The following is a 15494-nucleotide window of genomic DNA, read 5'->3' on the forward strand; positions in this document are numbered from 1 at the left end:
AGACATCTGGCCGCGATTTTTATGGGCGAACGCAGGAAGCCCACCTGAGCAACTGGTCCGACGAACCGTCGCGGCAGTTCATACGTAAGGAATAGACACATGCGTCACGGCAAGGTTCATCGGAAGCTCAACCGCACGGCCGAGCACCGCAAGGCGATGTTCGCCAACATGGCGGCCGCGCTGATCAAGCACGAGCAGATCGTCACCACGCTGCCCAAGGCCAAGGAGCTCCGCCCGATCGTCGAGAAGCTCGTCACGCTCGGCAAGAAGGGCGGCCTGTCGCTGCGCCGTCAGGCCATCTCCGAGCTGCGCGACGTCGACATGGTCAAGAAGCTCTTCGACACGCTGGCGACCCGCTACAAGGACCGCCAGGGCGGCTATACCCGCATCATCAAGGCCGGCTTCCGCTACGGCGACAACGCCGCGATGGCCGTGATCGAGTTCGTCGATCGCGACGTCGATGCCAAGGGCCAGGATTCCGGCCCGGTGCAGGAAAAGGAAGCCGAGGCGGCGTAAGCCTGACCGGCATGACGTTTCAAAAGCGGCGCCTTCGGCGCCGCTTTTTCGTTGCGTAGGAACGGTAGGGTGGGCAAAGGCGCGCGCTCTTCGCGCGCCGTGCCCACCATTCACAATCCTCACGCGTCAGTGAGTCCTGATTGCAGCTGAGGGAGCCGCTTCCGATATCTCCATCCACATCCATGGAGATATTGCATGAACATCGACCTTTCCGGAAAGACCGCCCTCGTCACCGGCTCGACCGCCGGCATTGGCCACGCCATCGCCAAGGGCCTCGCCGCCTCGGGCGCCAGCGTCGTCATCAACGGCCGCAGCCAGGACAAGGTCGATGCGGCGGTGCGCAAGCTGGAAGGGACGGGCGCCAAGGTCCGCGGGATCGCGGCCGACGTCTCGACCGCGGCAGGCTGCAAAGCACTCGTTGCGGCGCTGCCCGAGGTCGACATCCTCATCAACAATGCCGGCATCTTCGAGCCCAAGGATTTCTTCGACATCCCGGACGAGGACTGGAGCCGTTTCTTCGAGGTCAACGTGATGAGCGGCGTGCGGCTGTCGCGGGCCTACATGAAGGGCATGCTCGCGCGCAATTGGGGCCGCATCGTCTTCATCTCCTCGGAGTCCGGGCTCAACATTCCCGTCGAGATGATCCACTATGGCATGACCAAGACGGCCCAGCTTTCCGTTGCGCGCGGCCTGGCGCAGCTCACCGCTGGCACCGGCGTCACCGTCAATTCCGTGCTGCCGGGCCCGACCATGTCGGAGGGCGTCGAGACGTTCGTCAAGGATCTCGCCAGGCAGAGCGGCCAGTCCGTGGACGAAGCCGCGGCCAACTTCGTCAGGCAGCATCGCCCGAGCTCGCTGCTGCAGCGCTTCGCCAGCGTCGACGAGATCGCCAACATGGTGGTCTATGTCGCCTCGAAGGAGGCGTCGGCGACCAACGGCGCTGCGCTGCGCGCCGAGGGCGGCATCGTCAACACGATCGCCTGAGGCGATGCGCATGACGGCCTATGTGATCTCCGAGGTCGAGGTGCGCGATCCCGCTGCATTCGAGGCCTATCGCGCCTTGGCTGCCGAGACGATCGCGCAGTACGGCGGGCGTTATCTCGTCCGCGGCGGCCAGGCCGAGCTGCTTGAGGGCGGTCCATCACCGAAGGCCATCGTCATCGTCGAGTTCCCGACGATGGCACGGCTGAAGGAGTGGTACGCCTCTTCCGAGTATGCCGAGGCCCTGAAGCTGCGCGCGAGCGCGCTTCAGCGCAGACTGCTGCTTGTCGAAGGCGTTTCGACACCGTAGGCGTCCGGCTACTCGTCCTTGATGCCGGCCTTCTGCGCGATGTCCTTCATCTCGGCCGTCTCTTTGGTCACCGCTCCGGCCCAGTCGTCAAAGCGTGCGAAGCCGGGCTCGAAGCCGACCTTGACGAAGCGCTCCACAACGGAAGGGCTGTTGATGATCTCCTCCAGCGTCGCCGTGAGCTTGTCGCGAACCGGCGGCGGCAGCCCCTTGGGCGCGACCACCGCGCCCCATGACGAGAAGTCGATGGCGGGATAGCCGAGCTCTGCCAATGTCGGTGTGTCGGGCAGGAATGGTGTGCGCTGGCCGGAGAATACGGCCATCACCTTGACGGTGCCGGCCTCGATCTGCGGCTTCACGGCGATCACGGTGTCGACATGGTACTGGATGTGCTTGCCGATGAGATCGTTCATCGCCGGCGCGCTGCCCTTGTAGGGCAGGTGGACCATCTTGATTCCGGCGTTCGACTTGAACAACTCGCCGGCGAAATGCGACACCGTCGCGACGCCGAAGGAGGCCAGCGACAGCTTGTCCGGATTGGCCTTTGCCTCCGCGACCAGCGCAGGCAGATCCTTGACCGGATTGTCCTTGTAGGTGACCAGCGCCAGGGTGATCTTGCCGACCCGGCCGAGCGGCTCGAAATCCTTGGCCGCATCGTAAGGAACGCTCTCCTTCACGGCGGCCGGCAAGGTGAAGCTCGAGTTCGAGCTGAAGAACAGGGTGTATCCGTCGGGCGCCGCGCGCGCCACCTCCTTGGCCGCGATCGTGGTGCCCCCGCCGGGACGGTTCATGATGATGACGGGCTTGCCGAGCCGGGCTTCGAGCTCGCCGCCGATGATGCGGGCCACCACGTCGGAGGCTCCGCCCGGCGGGAACGGGACGATCAATTGCAGTGATTTCTCGGGATACGATTGCGCGGTTGCGAGCGAGTTGACGCTGATCGAGCCGATCGCGGCGAGCGCTAGCGTCAGGAACGTTGTTTTCATCGTGTCGTTTTCCGCGGTTGACGTTTCAATCGAAGGCGAGAAATCCCGGCTTGTCCGCAATCGGCGGCTGCCTGGCAAGCCACGCAACGTCGGGAACGGGGCGGGCGGTATCCGGATTGGCGGCGAGCACCGCTTCGATTTCGCGCGCGACCGCGAGCGTGGCGAGATCGCCGCCGCGCGGGCCGATCACCTGGATGCCGAACGGCAGGCCGGCGTCGTCGCGTCCGGCCGGGATTGCGACTGTGGGATGGCCGACATTGGTGACGGCATAGGCGAGCGCAAGCCAGTGGAAATAGCTCTTGGTCGGCCGGCCGTCGATCTCGGCTGGATAGAGCTCCGACCACGGCCGTGGGCTGATGGTGACCGCAGGCGCGAGAATGAAATCGTGATCCGCGAAGAAGGTCTGCCAGCGCCGGTAAAGGTCGGTCTGCATCGAGAGCGCACGCGCCACGTCGGCGGCGGAATAGCCGAGCCCCTCCGCGACGTTGTCGCGAACGTTGGGCCCGATCTTGTCCGGAAACTTCTCCACGAGCTCGCGATGGCGGCCGAGGAATGCGACGGCGCGCAGGATGCTGAATACCTCGTCCGCGCCGGTGCAATCAGGATGAGCCCATTCGACTCCGCGAAATACAGTTTCGAACGAATTGAGCTTCTGTCTGAAGGCGCGGGCGACCACCCCCTCGGTCCGCGCAAAGCCGAAATCGCTGGTTGCAGCAATGCGGAGCGCGGAGAGATCGACGCGCGGCGGATTGCGATAGAGCGCCGCCGAGGGCGAACCGCCCGCATGAAGGATCGCCGATAACGGATCGCGGGCGTCACGATCCAGCATGCAGGACAGCATGAGGCAAGCGTCGGGCACGGTTCTCGCCATCGGCCCGAGCTGCGAGATCTGCAGCCAGGCCATGTTGCGGCTGTTGCTGGCGATCAGTCCGGGCGAGGGCCGGAAGCCGACCACGCCGCAAAAGGATGCCGGATTCCGCACGGAGCCACCGGTATCGGATCCGGTCGCGAGCGGCACCATCCCAGTGGCGAGCGCGACGGCCGATCCTCCCGACGAACCGGCGGCCGATCGATTGGGATCGAAGGGATTGCCGGTCGCGCCATACACGGCGTTGCGCGTGTTGCCGCCGGCGCCCCATTCCGGCACGTTGGTCTTGCCGATGACGATCGCGCCCTCGCGCTTGAGCATCGCGACGATGGCCTCGTCCTGCCTGGCGACATTGTCCGCGAACAGCACGCAGCCGAAGCTGGTCGGCAATCCTTCCGCATCGATCAGGTCTTTGACACCGAGCGGCAGCCCATGCACGGCGCCGAGGGTCTCACCGCGCATCACGGCGGCCTCGCGCTCGCGCGCCGTCTTGCGCGCGGTTTCGAACGAGCGCGCAACGACGGCGTTGACCGCCGGATCGACCGCTTCGATGCGGCGGATGCAGCTATCCGTCAGCTCGACGGGGGAGAGCTTGCGTTGGCCAATCAGCGCGCGTGCCGCGACCGCCGACAGGTCGCATGGTTCGGTCATCATCACTCTGCTTGTTGCTGGTCCCGGCGGGCGGGGGTCGGCCCTCTTTCCGGGACCGCAGACGCATGATGCCTCAATTGACGCGGAGTGCCAAGCCTACCACCCCTCCAGCACGATCTTGCCGCGCGACTTGCCGCTCTCCAGCAGCGCGTGCGCGCGCTTGAGGTTGGCGGCGTTGATCGTGCCGAAGGTCTGGTCCAGCGTGGTGCGCAACACGCCCTTGTCGATGAGGTCGGCCACGTCGTTGAGCAGATGATGCTGCGCGATCATGTCAGGCGTCTGGAACGAGGAGCGCGTGAACATGGATTCCCAGTGCACCGAGATCGCCTTGCCCTTGAATGCGGCAACCGTGAACTCAGGGGGATCGTCGATCAGGCCGAACTTGCCCTGCGGGGCCATGAATTCCGCGATCGCCTTGTAGTGCTGGTCGGTGTAGGTGAGGCTGGCCACCAGGGCGACCGGCGGCAGCTTCAACTTCTCGATCTGCTCCTTCATCGGCTTGCCATGATCGATCACCGCATGCGCGCCGAGATCGAGGCACCATTTTTGCGATTCCGGCCGCGTGGCGGTGGCGAGCACCGTCAGCCCGGTGAGGCGGCGCGCGAGCTGGATCAGGATCGAGCCGACGCCGCCGGCGCCGCCCGTGATCAACAGCGTGCGCGGATCGACGCTCTTGCCGGGCACCGCGCCGAGCCGGTCGAACAGCAATTCCCAGGCGGTGATGGAGGTGAGGGGAAGGGCGGCGGCCTGCGCGAACGACAGGCTCGTCGGCTTGTTGCCGACGATGCGCTCGTCGACCAGGTGGAATTCGGCATTGGTGCCCTGGCGCAGGATCGAGCCGGCGTAGAACACTTCGTCGCCCGGCTTGAACAGCGTGACCTCGGGCCCGACCGCATCGACCACGCCGGCCGCGTCATAGCCCAGGATCTTGGTCTCGCCCTCGGGGGGCGCGGCGCGCTTGCGCACCTTGTAGTCGACCGGGTTGGCCGAGATCGCTTTTACCGCGACGCGGATGTCGCGCCCTTTGGGGTCGGGCTTTGCGGTCTCGAAATCGAACAGTGAATCCGCGTCCTCGATCGGGAGCGATTTTTTGTAGCCGACGGCCTTCATGGCGTGTCTCCATCAGATGGTTTTATTCGCCTGCCGCCCTAACTGTCGCTCTGGCTCCGATTTGGCAAGTACTGTAAATTCGGGGATATAGTCCCTGTTTGGATACTATTGGGAAAACCCGCATGAAACGCCGCGATTTCGCCCGTCGTCCCGGCTGCTCGGTCGAGGCGACGCTGGACCTGATCGACGGCAAGTGGAAGGGCGTGATCCTCTACCACCTGCAGAGCGGCACCCAGCGCTTTGGCGAATTGCGCCGCCGGATGCCCGGCATCACCCAGCGCATGCTGACGAAGCAGCTGCGCGCGCTGGAGGAAGACAAGCTCGTCATCCGCAAGGTCTACGCCGAGGTGCCGCCGCGCGTGGAGTATTGCTTGTCCGAGCTGGGTGAGAGCCTGAGGCCCGTGATCGATATCCTGAAGGCCTGGGGCGAGAGCCATCAGGAGCGGCTGTCCTGCGCGCCGCCACCCGTGGTCGTGAAGAAGAAGCGCGCAGCGTGATGAAGATGAGGGATGGTGCCGTTACCTCTCCCCGACGGGGAGAGGTCGAATTACGCCTGGCGATGCGCAGCATCGTCCAGAGCAATTCGGGTGAGGGGGCGCGGCATCCTCGATAGAGCGTAACCCCTCACACCGCGCCTTCGCGACTTCTCCCTGCGGGAGAGGTGTAAAGTCAGAACGCGAACTGCGTGCGCATCGCGACCGCGTCGAACTTCGAGCCGACGTCTGCGGTCGATATCGGCGAGGCCTGCCGCGACACCGTGCCGTGCAGATAGTCGAGCATGAAGCGCACGTTGCCGTTGACGTACCAGTTGAGCGCGAGCGTATAGACCGTCTGCCGACCGCCTGCGACGCCGCTCGCCGTGGCGAGCTGATCGTTGAGGTCGATCGTCGAGAAGCGTCCGGCGATCTCCCACGCGCCCCAGCCGCCGCCGTCGAGCGAGAACGGATGCGCCGGCTTGACGCCGCTATAGGCCGCGTTCGCCGCATTGTAGGAGCGGCCTTCGCCGGTCAGCACATAGCCGGCCTGCGCATAGCCGCCCTGGAATTTCAGGCTCGGTGCGCCGACCAGCGGCACACCGGTGTTGGCGGTGCGATCGACATTGTACCAGAAATACTCGCCCTGGACGATGAACGGGCCGTAGGTCGCTGCCGCCTCGACGCTGTAGACCTGCGCGCCCGAGGCATTGGCGATGGCGCCGGTCGAGATTAGCGTGGTCGGGTCGAGACGCAATTCCGGACGATCGCTCAGCGTGACCGTCTGCGTGTTGGCGATGAGATTGCGCGGCGGCTGGATCAGCCATTGCGCATCGGCGCCGATATGCACCGAATAATCCTTGCCGCTGATGGGATTGCCGGCCACGCGTGCCACGGCGCCATATTGCTCGCTGGTGCCCCCCGGCGCCGCGCTCGAGGCGGAATGGATCGCGCCGGTCGAGGGCCCCGTGACATAGCCGCCGATCCAGAGCTGGTCGTTGAACCAGCGCGCACCGGCTGCGGAACGGAAGTCACCGGCGGCGATGTTGGTCGCGATCACGCCGGGCGAGGCGCGCTCCATGAACATGATGTCGTTCGAACTCGTCGCCTCGTCCATGGTGTAGGGCAAGTCCATGATGCCGGCCTCGATTGCCATCTTGCCGCCGAACGGCTTCAGGCCGGTGTAGCTGAGATACGCGTTCTCGACGCCGGAGACGCCGCCGCCCGGCAGCGATCCCGGAGCTGTGCCGCCGAATCCGTCGGACGAGCCGCCGAAATCGTAGACCAGCGCAAAATTCCAGTCGTTGAAGAACTTGCCGGTGACGCCGATGCGCGCGCGGCGGACATTCTGGCCGCTGTCGAGCTTCTGCGGCACGGTGGCTGCGGTGTTGGGGCGGTAGTCATAGCCGCCGACGTCCCAATGCACGCGGCTGGTGATGGCGACGCAGTTGGCCTGGTCGGCGGTGCAGATCGTCGGCCGGTTGTTTGGCATCGTCACGACGACGCCGGATGTCGGCGCCGGCCCCTTGACCGGGATTGCCGCGTTGGCGTTGGCCACCGCGGCCTTTGCCTCCCCGCGCGCCTCGGCCTTTGCCTCTGCCTTGGTTTCGGCTTTTGCCTTTGCCGCGGCCGCCGTGTTCGCCGCGGTCTGGCTCTGGAGCTTGTCGAGCTTCTGCTCGAGCATTTTCAGCTGCTGCTTCAACAGCGCGATCTCCTGCTCGCTGCTGCTTGCCGATTGGGCTTGGGCCTGCGATGCCGCCAGCGCGCCGGCGAGACCAATCGCGGTGGCCGCAATTCTTGTTCTGCTCACGTTACGCTCCATCATTTGACTGTTTCCCCAAGTCGCGAACGGAGAGCCTAGGTGTGATCGATGACTGCCCCGCGACGCTGCGAACGGTTGCGTGGGTTCCCACTGATGCAAATTCGCCGCAACCGAATCCGCCTCACACCACCATGCAAGATGATGCACATCATGCCAATCCGCCGCCCGGGTAAATTGCAGATTCGCACGGCACCCTTGCATGCCGGACACGCCGAAGAAGGGGGCGAATATTGCCCTCCGGCGCCCTTCTATTGGGGGGCGAACGCGCCTATATTCCGGCGTCTTTTCCAAGAGGTAGGAATGTTTCGAGCGACCTGGACTGCCGCCGTCACGGCGCTGTGCGTAGCCCTTTCGGCCACCTTCAATCCGGCTGCGGCGCAGGACCGTCGGGTCCCGTCGTCGCCGGCCGAGCTGCGGATGTCCTACGCGCCGATCGTGCAGCGGGTGCAGCCGGCGGTCGTCAACGTCTATGCCGCAAAGGTCGTGCAGAACCGCAATCCGCTGCTGGATGATCCGATCTTCCGCCGCTTCTTCGGCGTGCCGGGCCAGCAGCCCGAGCAGATGCAACGCTCGCTCGGCTCCGGCGTCATCGTCGATGCCTCCGGCCTCGTCGTCACCAACGTCCACGTCATCGAGGGCGCCGACCAGGTGAAGGTGTCGCTGTCGGACAAGCGCGAGTTCGAGGCCGAGATCCTGCTCAAGGATTCCCGGACCGATCTCGCCGTGCTGCGCCTGAAGGACAGCAGGGAGAAGTTCCCAACGCTCGACTTCACCAATTCCGATGAACTCCTGGTCGGCGACGTCGTGCTCGCCATCGGCAATCCCTTCGGCGTCGGCCAGACCGTGACCCACGGCATCATCTCTGCGCTGGCGCGCACGCAAGTCGGCATCACCGACTATCAGTTCTTCATTCAGACCGATGCGGCGATCAATCCCGGCAATTCCGGCGGCGCGCTGGTCGACATGGCCGGCAAGCTCGCCGGCATCAACACCGCGATCTATTCGCGCTCCGGCGGCTCGCAAGGAATCGGCTTCGCGATTCCCGCCAACATGGTGCGCGTCGTCGTCGCCTCCGCCAAGAGCGGCGGCAAGGCGGTGAAGCGTCCCTGGCTCGGTGCGAAATTGCAGGCGGTCACGCCGGAGATCGCCGAGAGCCTCGGCCTGCGCTCGCCGACCGGTGCGCTGGTCGCGAGCGTGGTGTCGAACGGTCCGGCGGCGAAAGCCGGCCTGAAATCCTCCGACCTCATCACCGGGATCGACGGCCAGACCGTGGATGATCCCAACGCCTTCGACTATCGCTTCGCAACACGTCCGCTCGGCGGCACCGCGCAGCTCGACGTGCAGCGCGGTGGCAAGTCGGTGAAGCTGACGGTGGCGCTGGAGACGGCGCCCGACACCGGGCGCAACGAACTCGTCGTCACCGCGCGCTCGCCGTTCCAGGGCGCCAAGGTTTCGACCATCACGCCGGCCGTGGCCGATGAGCTGCGTCTGGATGCCGACACCGAAGGTGTCGTGATCACCGATATCGGCGGCGATACCGCGGCTGCGAGTGTCGGCTTCCAGAAAGGCGACATCATCCTCGCCGTGAACAACCAGAAGATCAGCAAGACCGGCGACCTCGAGAAGGCCGCGGGCGAGCGGCCGCGGATCTGGCGCATTACGCTGGTGCGCGGCGGCCAGCAGATCAACGTCACGCTGGGCGGATGAGTCCGAAGCGACCACAGGAGACGCCGACTCTCTTTGCCGCGGCGGGGCTCGATCACGATGCTCCGCATCCGCTGCCGGACCGGCTGCGCCCGCGCACGCTTTCCGAAGTCGTCGGCCAGGATCACATCCTCGGTCCGGACGGTGCGCTGACGCGCATGCTGGAGACGCGCACGCTGGGCTCGCTGGTGTTCTGGGGCCCGCCCGGCACCGGCAAGACCACGGTGGCGCGGCTCTTGGCTGACGCGACCGATCTGCATTTCGAGCAGATCTCGGCGGTGTTCTCCGGCGTCGCCGACCTCAAGAAGGCGTTCGACGCCGCGCGCGCCCGCCGCGAGATGGGCAAGGGCACGCTGCTGTTCGTCGATGAGGTGCATCGCTTCAACCGCGCGCAGCAGGACTCCTTTCTACCCGTGATGGAAGACGGCACGGTCGTCATGGTCGGCGCCACCACCGAGAACCCGTCCTTCGAGCTCAACGCGGCGTTGCTCTCGCGGGCGCGCGTGCTGGTGTTCCGCTCGCTCGATGCGGCCGCGATCGAAAAGCTGTTCGCGCATGCTGAAGCCGTCGAGGGCAGGAAGCTGCCGCTCGATGCGGAGGCGCGCGCGGTGCTGGTCCGCATGGCCGACGGCGATGGCCGTGCGTCGTTGACGCTCGCCGAAGAGGTCTGGCGTTCGGCGCGTGCGGACGAGATCTTCAATGCCGTGCAGCTGCAGGAGATCCTGCAGCGCCGCGCGCCGATCTACGACAAATCGGCCGACGGCCATTACAACCTGATCTCGGCGCTGCATAAATCGGTGCGCGGCTCGGATCCCGATGCGGCGCTGTATTACCTCGCGCGCATGCTGGACGCCGGCGAGGACCCGCTGTTCCTGGCTCGCCGCGTCGTGCGCATGGCGGTGGAGGATATCGGCCTTGCCGATCCGCAGGCGCTCGTCATCGCCAATGCGGCGAAAGACGCCTTCGATTTCCTCGGCCATCCCGAGGGCGAGCTCGCCATCGCGCAGGCCGTGGTCTATCTCGCCACCGCGCCGAAATCGAACGCGGTCTACACCGCCTTCGGCACCGCGATGCAGGTCGCCAAGCAGGCCGGCTCGCTGCTGCCGCCAAAGCACATCCTCAATTCCCCGACCAAGCTGATGAAGTCGGAAGGGTACGGCTCCGGCTACGAATACGACCACGACGCGCCGGACGCCTTCTCCGGCCAGGACTATTTCCCGGAGGCCCTGGGTCGCCAGACCTTCTACGACCCGCCCGAGCGCGGCTTCGAGCGCGAGATTCGGAAGCGGCTGGATTATTGGGCCAAGCTGCGCAAGGAGCGGGGCGGCTCGCCCTAGAAGCGGCCATTTCGTCGTGACGGCAGGCGGCTTTTAGGGTACGCAGGCAATCATGAGCCGCCGCATCAAGAGAATGAACCCTAAGCCGCGTTCGCGTGACGAGCGTGACGACTCGCGCCCGCATCAGGCGCGTAGCGCGAAGAAGGCCGGGCCGCGTCCGGGTGGCAAGCCCGGCGGCAAGCCGGGTGCAAAGCCGCGCTTTGTGGGCGAGCGCGCCGAGCGGCGGCCACCCAAAGCGGTCCAGGAGAGGCCTGCGCCTGAGAAGTCCGTCGAGGCGCTGCTGCCGACCAAGGTGCAGACCGTCACGGTCACGGCCGACGAGAACAACATGCGCGTTGACCGCTTCCTGGAAGCGCGCTTTCCCGGCCTGTCGTTCTCCCACATCCAGCGCGTCGTCCGCAAAGGCGAGCTGCGCGTCGACGGCAAGCGCGTCGACAGCAAGGACCGGCTGGAGGAGGGGCAGAGCGTCCGCATTCCGCCGCTGAAGCTCGATGCGCCGAAGGCGGCAGGCCCGCTCTCGGAGGCTGCGCAGAAGACGCTCAAGGCGCTGAAGGAGATGACGATCTGGGAAGACGACGACGTCCTCGTCCTGAACAAGCCGGCCGGCCTTGCCGTGCAGGGCGGCTCGGGCATGACGCGCCACATCGACCAGATGCTGGAGGTGATGCGCGATGCCAAGGGCCAGAAGCCGCGTCTCGTCCACCGTATCGATCGCGAGACGTCGGGCTGTCTCCTGATCGCCAAGACGCGCTTTGCCGCCTCGCATCTGACCGGCGCGTTCCGCTCGCGCTCGGCGCGAAAGGTCTATTGGGCCCTGGTGCCGGGCCTGCCGAAGCCGAAGCAGGGCCGCATCTCGACCTTCCTCGCAAAGGAGGAGGGCGAGGACGACACCATCATGCGCATCGCCCAGCATGGCGATGAGGGCGCCAGTCACGCGGTGACGTACTACGCCGTGGTCGAGACCGCCGGCAACAAGCTGACCTGGGTGTCGCTGAAGCCGGTGACGGGCCGCACCCACCAGCTGCGCGCCCACATGGCCCATATCGGCCATCCCATCGTCGGCGATCCCAAATATTTCAACATCGAGAACTGGCAGCTGCCGGGCGGCCTGCAGAACCGGCTGCATCTGCTCGCACGCCGCATCGTCATCCCGCATCCGCGCGGCGGCGTGATCGACGCCACCGCGCCATTGCCCCCGCACATGCAGCAGTCGTGGAACCTGCTCGGGCTCGACGCAACCAGATTTGATCCGATCGAGAACGCGCCGGAGGAGTAGGGGCGCGTCGCGCTACCAGCCCGTCATTGCGAGGAGCTCTTGCGACGAAGCAATCCAGAATCCCTCCGCGGATGCACTCTGGATTGCTTCGCTGCGCTCGCAATGACGCGGTGGAGGCCGCAGTGGTTGCCACCCTCAATTCCGGAACTGCTCCAGAAACATCCGCAAGGAGTCATGCGGACTCTCGACATCTGTGATCAGCCAGCCCTCGGGCCCGTTGACCACGACAAAGTTCAGCGCCACCCGGCGACCGCGATTGTCGAAATTCGCGGCGACATATGTCTTGTCGTATTGCCTGCGGACGACCGCGATCGTAACAGGGCCGATCTTCCAGCTCTGGCTCTGCACCAGGAAATCATAGGGCTCGACTCTCGGCGCGCTCCAGGCCTTGCGCAGTGGCGGATCGAAGAATTGGCGGGCGGTCACGGCGTCCCGCGGCAAGCCTTTTGACAGCTCCGGCGCCCCTTCGCCGTAATGGGCATAGACGTTGCGGACCAGCGATTCCGGGGTGCGGAAGCCGGCCTCCGCCGCGGCCAGCCAAAATCCTGCCAACAGGGCCCCAATGCCCGCAACTTCCCTCATGCCCGCCGCTCGCTTTATCGGCCGCCGGTCTTATCTTAGAAGCCTAGCATCCAGCGACCGGAACCGAAAACCGACATGCGCGAATTGTTCGAAGAAGCAGCAAGCCAGCCCCCGCCGGATCCCCGGGACTCGGCGCGCGCCTCCACGCGCACGCCGCTGCGCAAGCGCTTCTACAAGGAGGCCGGCGTCGCCGATGCCGAGGGCGGCTTCGCCATCACTCTCGACGGCAAGCCGATCCGCACGCCGTCGGGTCGCCAGGTGGTGATCCCGACGCGCGCGCTCGCAGATCGCGTCGCCGCGGAATGGGCGGCCCAGGGTGAGACGATCGATCCCGTGACCATGCCGTTGACGCGGATCGCCAACAGCGTGGTCGAGGGCGTCGTCGATCGGGTCGAGCTCGTCAGCGACGACCTCGCCAAATATTTCGAGTCTGACTTGCTGTTCTATCGTGCCGGCCATCCCGAGGGACTGGTCGCCCGCGAGGCTGCGCATTGGGACCCCGTGCTGTTCTGGGCGGCGGAGACGCTGGGGGCGCATTTCATCCTGTCGGAGGGCGTGATGCACGTGAAGCAGCCGGACGAGGCTTTGAAGGCCGCACGGGCCGCGCTGCCCGGCGACCCCTGGTCGGTCGCTGCGCTCCACATGGTGACCACCCTGACCGGCTCGGCGCTGCTGGCGCTGGCGCTGGACCAGGGCGTGCGCGATGCCGACCAGGTCTGGGCCGCCGCCCATGTCGACGAGGACTGGAACGCGGAGCAATGGGGCGTGGACGAGGAGGCGGCCGCCCGCCGCGCCGCCCGCCTGAAGGATTTCCAGGCCGCCGTGACGGTTCTGGCGGCGGTGAAGTCGCCGGCTGTCCAAGGTCCTTAACGAGAGGTTTACGAGGCAGCGGTTACGGTAGCCGGCGCTCCCTAAGGCTGCCGAGATGCCGACGCCGGTCACTTCCATTGCTCCCGTCAACGCTGCCAGCCGCCCGGCTGATGCGGCGACACCGGATCTCGTGCTTCAAGCCGGCAGTGTGGTCGATGCCAGGGTGGTCAGCGTGCTCGCCGACAATCTGGTGCGGATCGCGATCGCCAACCTGTCGATGGACGTGATGTCGGAGGTGGCGCTGACGCCGGGGCAGAACCTCCAGCTCGCGGTCTCGCAGAACAACGGCACCATTCGCCTCGCCGTCATGGGCGGGGCAGGCGAGGCGGCGGGCGATCAGGTTACGCTGACGCCGCGGGCGGCCGCGCTGGTGGACGGCCCGCCGCTGGCGCCGTCAGTGGCAACGGCACGGAACACCCTGACGCCGTCCGAGCAGGCCGCCGTCGCGACGGCCTCTGCCGAGGCCGCGACCAAACAGGGGAGCCAGGCGCCGCTGTTCGCCAACCTGGCCTCCGTCGTGACAGGCAGCAACCTGCCCGCAGGGCTGAAGCAGGCGGTGCTCGACGTGCTTGCGCAACAGACGCCGCTCAAAGAGGCCCTCGACGGCGGCGATATCGAATCTGCCTTCCAGAAGTCCGGGCTGTTTTTCGAGGCGTCATTGGCCGCAGGCACAACGCCGTCCGCCGGCGTGATCCCGGACTTGAAGGCCGCACTGCTGGTGTTGCGCCAGACGCTGGCGTCGACCTCCGGCGCGATCGAGACGGGAGTGCCGCAGGCAACTCCGCAAGGTGTGTCGCTGCCGGCGAGTGCTGCGGCCGCGACGCAGACCGCAGCCTCCGCGGCTGGGCTGGCGGGCGGGACGGCACAAGCGGCGTCGCCGTCACCGGATGCGGACGTCGCCCAACCGGTGCAAGCCTCGCGCGGTGCGCTTGCTGCCGCCGTGCTGGCCGAGGCGGCGGGCAACAATCCGCAAGCCGCGGTGCCGCGAACCATCTCCGCCGGCCTTGCCGCGAGCCTGCTGCAAGAGCTCACGCAAAACCTGCCGCGCCTGACCGGCAATGTGCCGGGCTCCAACAAGGCCGTGCCGGATGCCCATATCTTCGAGGCTGCCGCACAGCCGACACCTCCGCCAGTCCGCGGTGCGCTGCCGGCGCCGCAGTCCATCGCCGCGCCGTCGCTTGCGCCGGACACGCCGCTGGCTGCGACCGTGCATCGTCTGCTCGATGACACCGATGCCGCGATCGCCCGGCAGACGTTGTTGCAAATTGCTTCGCTCCCCGATCGCACCGACGCCAGCGGCCACCGCACCGATCCGGCCGTGCCGCAGTGGAATTTCGAGATTCCGTTCGCGACTCCGCAAGGCACCGCGATGGCGCAGTTCGAGATCTCGCGCGATGGCGGCAACCAGGCCGCCGATCCCGCCACGCGCGCCTGGCGCGCGCGCTTCTCGCTCAATGTCGAGCCGGCCGGACCCGTGCATGCGCTGATCACGCTGAACGGCGACAAGACCTTCGTACGGATGTGGGCGGAGCGGCCGGCGACGGCGCGGCAGCTCCGCGCCGGCATCGGTGAGCTCAGCCAGGCCTTGACGAAGGCCGAGCTCAAGCCCGGCGATATCGTGGTCCGCGACGGCACGCCGCCGCCACCGGCGCCGGCCCGCGCCGGCCACTTCCTGGATCGCGCCACATGAGCGATCCGTCCAAGCTCGCGATCGCGCTGCATTACGAGAAGGGATCCGGCGCGCCGGTCGTCGTCGCCAAGGGCAAGGGCACGATCGGCGAAAAGATCGTCGAGATCGCCAAGGCCCACGATATTCCGATCGAGGAGAACGAGGTTCTGGCCGGCGCGCTGTCGAAGGTCGAGCTCGGCGACGAGATCCCGCCGGATCTCTACAAGGCCGTCGCCGAGGTGCTGGTGTTCGTGCTGCGGCTGTCGGGCCGGGGGCGATAGAAACCATCTGTCATCGTTTCACCACGTCTCGGCTGCATGGTCGCGGCCACTTTCATCATTC

The 15494-nt window shown here is 66.4% G+C and carries 15 protein-coding genes; 10 read left to right on the forward strand and 5 right to left on the reverse strand.

What is annotated here, in order from left to right; all coding sequences use genetic code 11:
- The first annotated feature begins 99 nt into the window (after positions 1-99).
- From rplQ to ACNJYA_RS15995, 3 genes are all read left to right on the forward strand, one after another.
- Positions 100-516, forward strand: a complete 417-nt coding sequence (gene rplQ / locus ACNJYA_RS15985; RefSeq protein ID WP_025036979.1) for a 50S ribosomal protein L17 — start codon at positions 100-102, stop codon at positions 514-516.
- Positions 517-711: 195 nt separating this feature from the next.
- Positions 712-1500, forward strand: a complete 789-nt coding sequence (locus ACNJYA_RS15990; protein ID WP_439366850.1) for an SDR family NAD(P)-dependent oxidoreductase — start codon at positions 712-714, stop codon at positions 1498-1500.
- 10 nt (positions 1501-1510) lie between these two features.
- Positions 1511-1807: a DUF1330 domain-containing protein gene (locus tag ACNJYA_RS15995; protein ID WP_212254952.1), complete on the forward strand. Its 297-nt coding sequence runs from the start codon at positions 1511-1513 to the stop codon at positions 1805-1807.
- 8 nt (positions 1808-1815) lie between these two features.
- Here the strand turns inward: ACNJYA_RS15995 and ACNJYA_RS16000 are convergent, their stop codons facing one another.
- The 3 genes from ACNJYA_RS16000 to ACNJYA_RS16010 all read right to left on the reverse strand — a co-directional run bounded on the left by ACNJYA_RS16000 (position 1816) and on the right by ACNJYA_RS16010 (position 5419).
- Positions 1816-2790 carry a Bug family tripartite tricarboxylate transporter substrate binding protein gene (locus ACNJYA_RS16000; RefSeq protein ID WP_172783207.1) on the reverse strand — a complete coding sequence of 325 codons (975 nt, stop codon included), beginning with the start codon at positions 2788-2790 and terminating at the stop codon, positions 1816-1818.
- 25 nt (positions 2791-2815) lie between these two features.
- On the reverse strand, positions 2816-4309 hold the full coding sequence (locus ACNJYA_RS16005) for an amidase (RefSeq protein WP_439366851.1): 1494 nt from the start codon (positions 4307-4309) through the stop codon (positions 2816-2818).
- Between the two features lie 96 nt (positions 4310-4405).
- Positions 4406-5419 (reverse strand): zinc-binding alcohol dehydrogenase family protein, encoded by a 1014-nt coding sequence (locus ACNJYA_RS16010; protein ID WP_212254954.1) that lies wholly within the window; start codon positions 5417-5419, stop codon positions 4406-4408.
- A gap of 122 nt (positions 5420-5541) precedes the next feature.
- Between ACNJYA_RS16010 and ACNJYA_RS16015 the strand changes: the two genes are divergently transcribed.
- Complete coding sequence (locus ACNJYA_RS16015; protein WP_439366852.1) at positions 5542-5916, forward strand: winged helix-turn-helix transcriptional regulator; 375 nt, start codon at positions 5542-5544, stop codon at positions 5914-5916.
- A 172-nt stretch (positions 5917-6088) separates the two neighbouring features.
- On the opposite strand, the gene ACNJYA_RS16020 is transcribed toward ACNJYA_RS16015, so the two are convergent.
- The gene (locus ACNJYA_RS16020; protein ID WP_439366853.1) at positions 6089-7702 is read right to left on the reverse strand and encodes an OprO/OprP family phosphate-selective porin; all 1614 of its coding nucleotides are present in this window, start codon (positions 7700-7702) and stop codon (positions 6089-6091) included.
- A 312-nt stretch (positions 7703-8014) separates the two neighbouring features.
- On the opposite strand from ACNJYA_RS16020, the gene ACNJYA_RS16025 reads away from it, so the two are divergent.
- From ACNJYA_RS16025 to ACNJYA_RS16035, 3 genes are read left to right on the forward strand one after another with little or no spacing between them, the layout of a single operon-like run.
- Entirely contained in the window at positions 8015-9421 is a 1407-nt protein-coding gene (locus tag ACNJYA_RS16025; protein WP_172783211.1) for a DegQ family serine endoprotease, read from the forward strand.
- Complete coding sequence (locus ACNJYA_RS16030) at positions 9418-10755, forward strand: replication-associated recombination protein A (protein WP_260379722.1); 1338 nt, start codon at positions 9418-9420, stop codon at positions 10753-10755. The genes ACNJYA_RS16025 and ACNJYA_RS16030 overlap by 4 nt, the downstream gene beginning before the upstream one ends.
- Before the next feature lie 52 nt (positions 10756-10807).
- The gene (locus tag ACNJYA_RS16035; protein ID WP_439403218.1) at positions 10808-12031 is read left to right on the forward strand and encodes an RluA family pseudouridine synthase; all 1224 of its coding nucleotides are present in this window, start codon (positions 10808-10810) and stop codon (positions 12029-12031) included.
- A gap of 135 nt (positions 12032-12166) precedes the next feature.
- Here the strand turns inward: ACNJYA_RS16035 and ACNJYA_RS16040 are convergent, their stop codons facing one another.
- Entirely contained in the window at positions 12167-12613 is a 447-nt protein-coding gene (locus ACNJYA_RS16040; RefSeq protein WP_212254957.1) for a hypothetical protein, read from the reverse strand.
- Between the two features lie 75 nt (positions 12614-12688).
- Between ACNJYA_RS16040 and ACNJYA_RS16045 the strand changes: the two genes are divergently transcribed.
- Genes ACNJYA_RS16045 through ACNJYA_RS16055 form a run of 3 tightly spaced genes read left to right on the forward strand, consistent with a single transcriptional unit; the run spans position 12689 to position 15433 of the window.
- Complete coding sequence (locus tag ACNJYA_RS16045) at positions 12689-13483, forward strand: ATP12 family chaperone protein (RefSeq protein ID WP_439403219.1); 795 nt, start codon at positions 12689-12691, stop codon at positions 13481-13483.
- Between the two features lie 55 nt (positions 13484-13538).
- Positions 13539-15173, forward strand: a complete 1635-nt coding sequence (locus tag ACNJYA_RS16050; RefSeq protein ID WP_439403220.1) for a flagellar hook-length control protein FliK — start codon at positions 13539-13541, stop codon at positions 15171-15173.
- Positions 15170-15433, forward strand: coding sequence for an EscU/YscU/HrcU family type III secretion system export apparatus switch protein (locus tag ACNJYA_RS16055; RefSeq protein WP_025036968.1), 264 nt, complete (start codon positions 15170-15172; stop codon positions 15431-15433). Before ACNJYA_RS16050 ends, ACNJYA_RS16055 begins: the two co-directional genes overlap by 4 nt.
- The last annotated feature ends 61 nt before the right edge of the window (positions 15434-15494 follow it).

This window comes from Bradyrhizobium sp. BLXBL-01 (assembly GCF_051853025.1).
Classification (GTDB): Bacteria; Pseudomonadota; Alphaproteobacteria; order Rhizobiales; family Xanthobacteraceae; genus Bradyrhizobium.

Excerpts from the sequence above, each read along its gene's own strand:
- rplQ (WP_025036979.1), top strand. The coding sequence starts at position 100 with ATGCGTCACGGCAAGGTTCATCGGAAGCTCAACCGCACGGCCGAGCAC.
- ACNJYA_RS15990 (WP_439366850.1), top strand. The coding sequence starts at position 712 with ATGAACATCGACCTTTCCGGAAAGACCGCCCTCGTCACCGGCTCGACC.
- ACNJYA_RS15995 (WP_212254952.1), top strand. The coding sequence starts at position 1,511 with ATGACGGCCTATGTGATCTCCGAGGTCGAGGTGCGCGATCCCGCTGCA.
- ACNJYA_RS16000 (WP_172783207.1), bottom strand. The coding sequence starts at position 2,790 with ATGAAAACAACGTTCCTGACGCTAGCGCTCGCCGCGATCGGCTCGATC.
- ACNJYA_RS16005 (WP_439366851.1), bottom strand. The coding sequence starts at position 4,309 with ATGACCGAACCATGCGACCTGTCGGCGGTCGCGGCACGCGCGCTGATT.
- ACNJYA_RS16010 (WP_212254954.1), bottom strand. The coding sequence starts at position 5,419 with ATGAAGGCCGTCGGCTACAAAAAATCGCTCCCGATCGAGGACGCGGAT.
- ACNJYA_RS16015 (WP_439366852.1), top strand. The coding sequence starts at position 5,542 with ATGAAACGCCGCGATTTCGCCCGTCGTCCCGGCTGCTCGGTCGAGGCG.
- ACNJYA_RS16025 (WP_172783211.1), top strand. The coding sequence starts at position 8,015 with ATGTTTCGAGCGACCTGGACTGCCGCCGTCACGGCGCTGTGCGTAGCC.
- ACNJYA_RS16030 (WP_260379722.1), top strand. The coding sequence starts at position 9,418 with ATGAGTCCGAAGCGACCACAGGAGACGCCGACTCTCTTTGCCGCGGCG.
- ACNJYA_RS16035 (WP_439403218.1), top strand. The coding sequence starts at position 10,808 with ATGAGCCGCCGCATCAAGAGAATGAACCCTAAGCCGCGTTCGCGTGAC.
- ACNJYA_RS16040 (WP_212254957.1), bottom strand. The coding sequence starts at position 12,613 with ATGAGGGAAGTTGCGGGCATTGGGGCCCTGTTGGCAGGATTTTGGCTG.
- ACNJYA_RS16045 (WP_439403219.1), top strand. The coding sequence starts at position 12,689 with ATGCGCGAATTGTTCGAAGAAGCAGCAAGCCAGCCCCCGCCGGATCCC.
- ACNJYA_RS16050 (WP_439403220.1), top strand. The coding sequence starts at position 13,539 with ATGCCGACGCCGGTCACTTCCATTGCTCCCGTCAACGCTGCCAGCCGC.
- ACNJYA_RS16055 (WP_025036968.1), top strand. The coding sequence starts at position 15,170 with ATGAGCGATCCGTCCAAGCTCGCGATCGCGCTGCATTACGAGAAGGGA.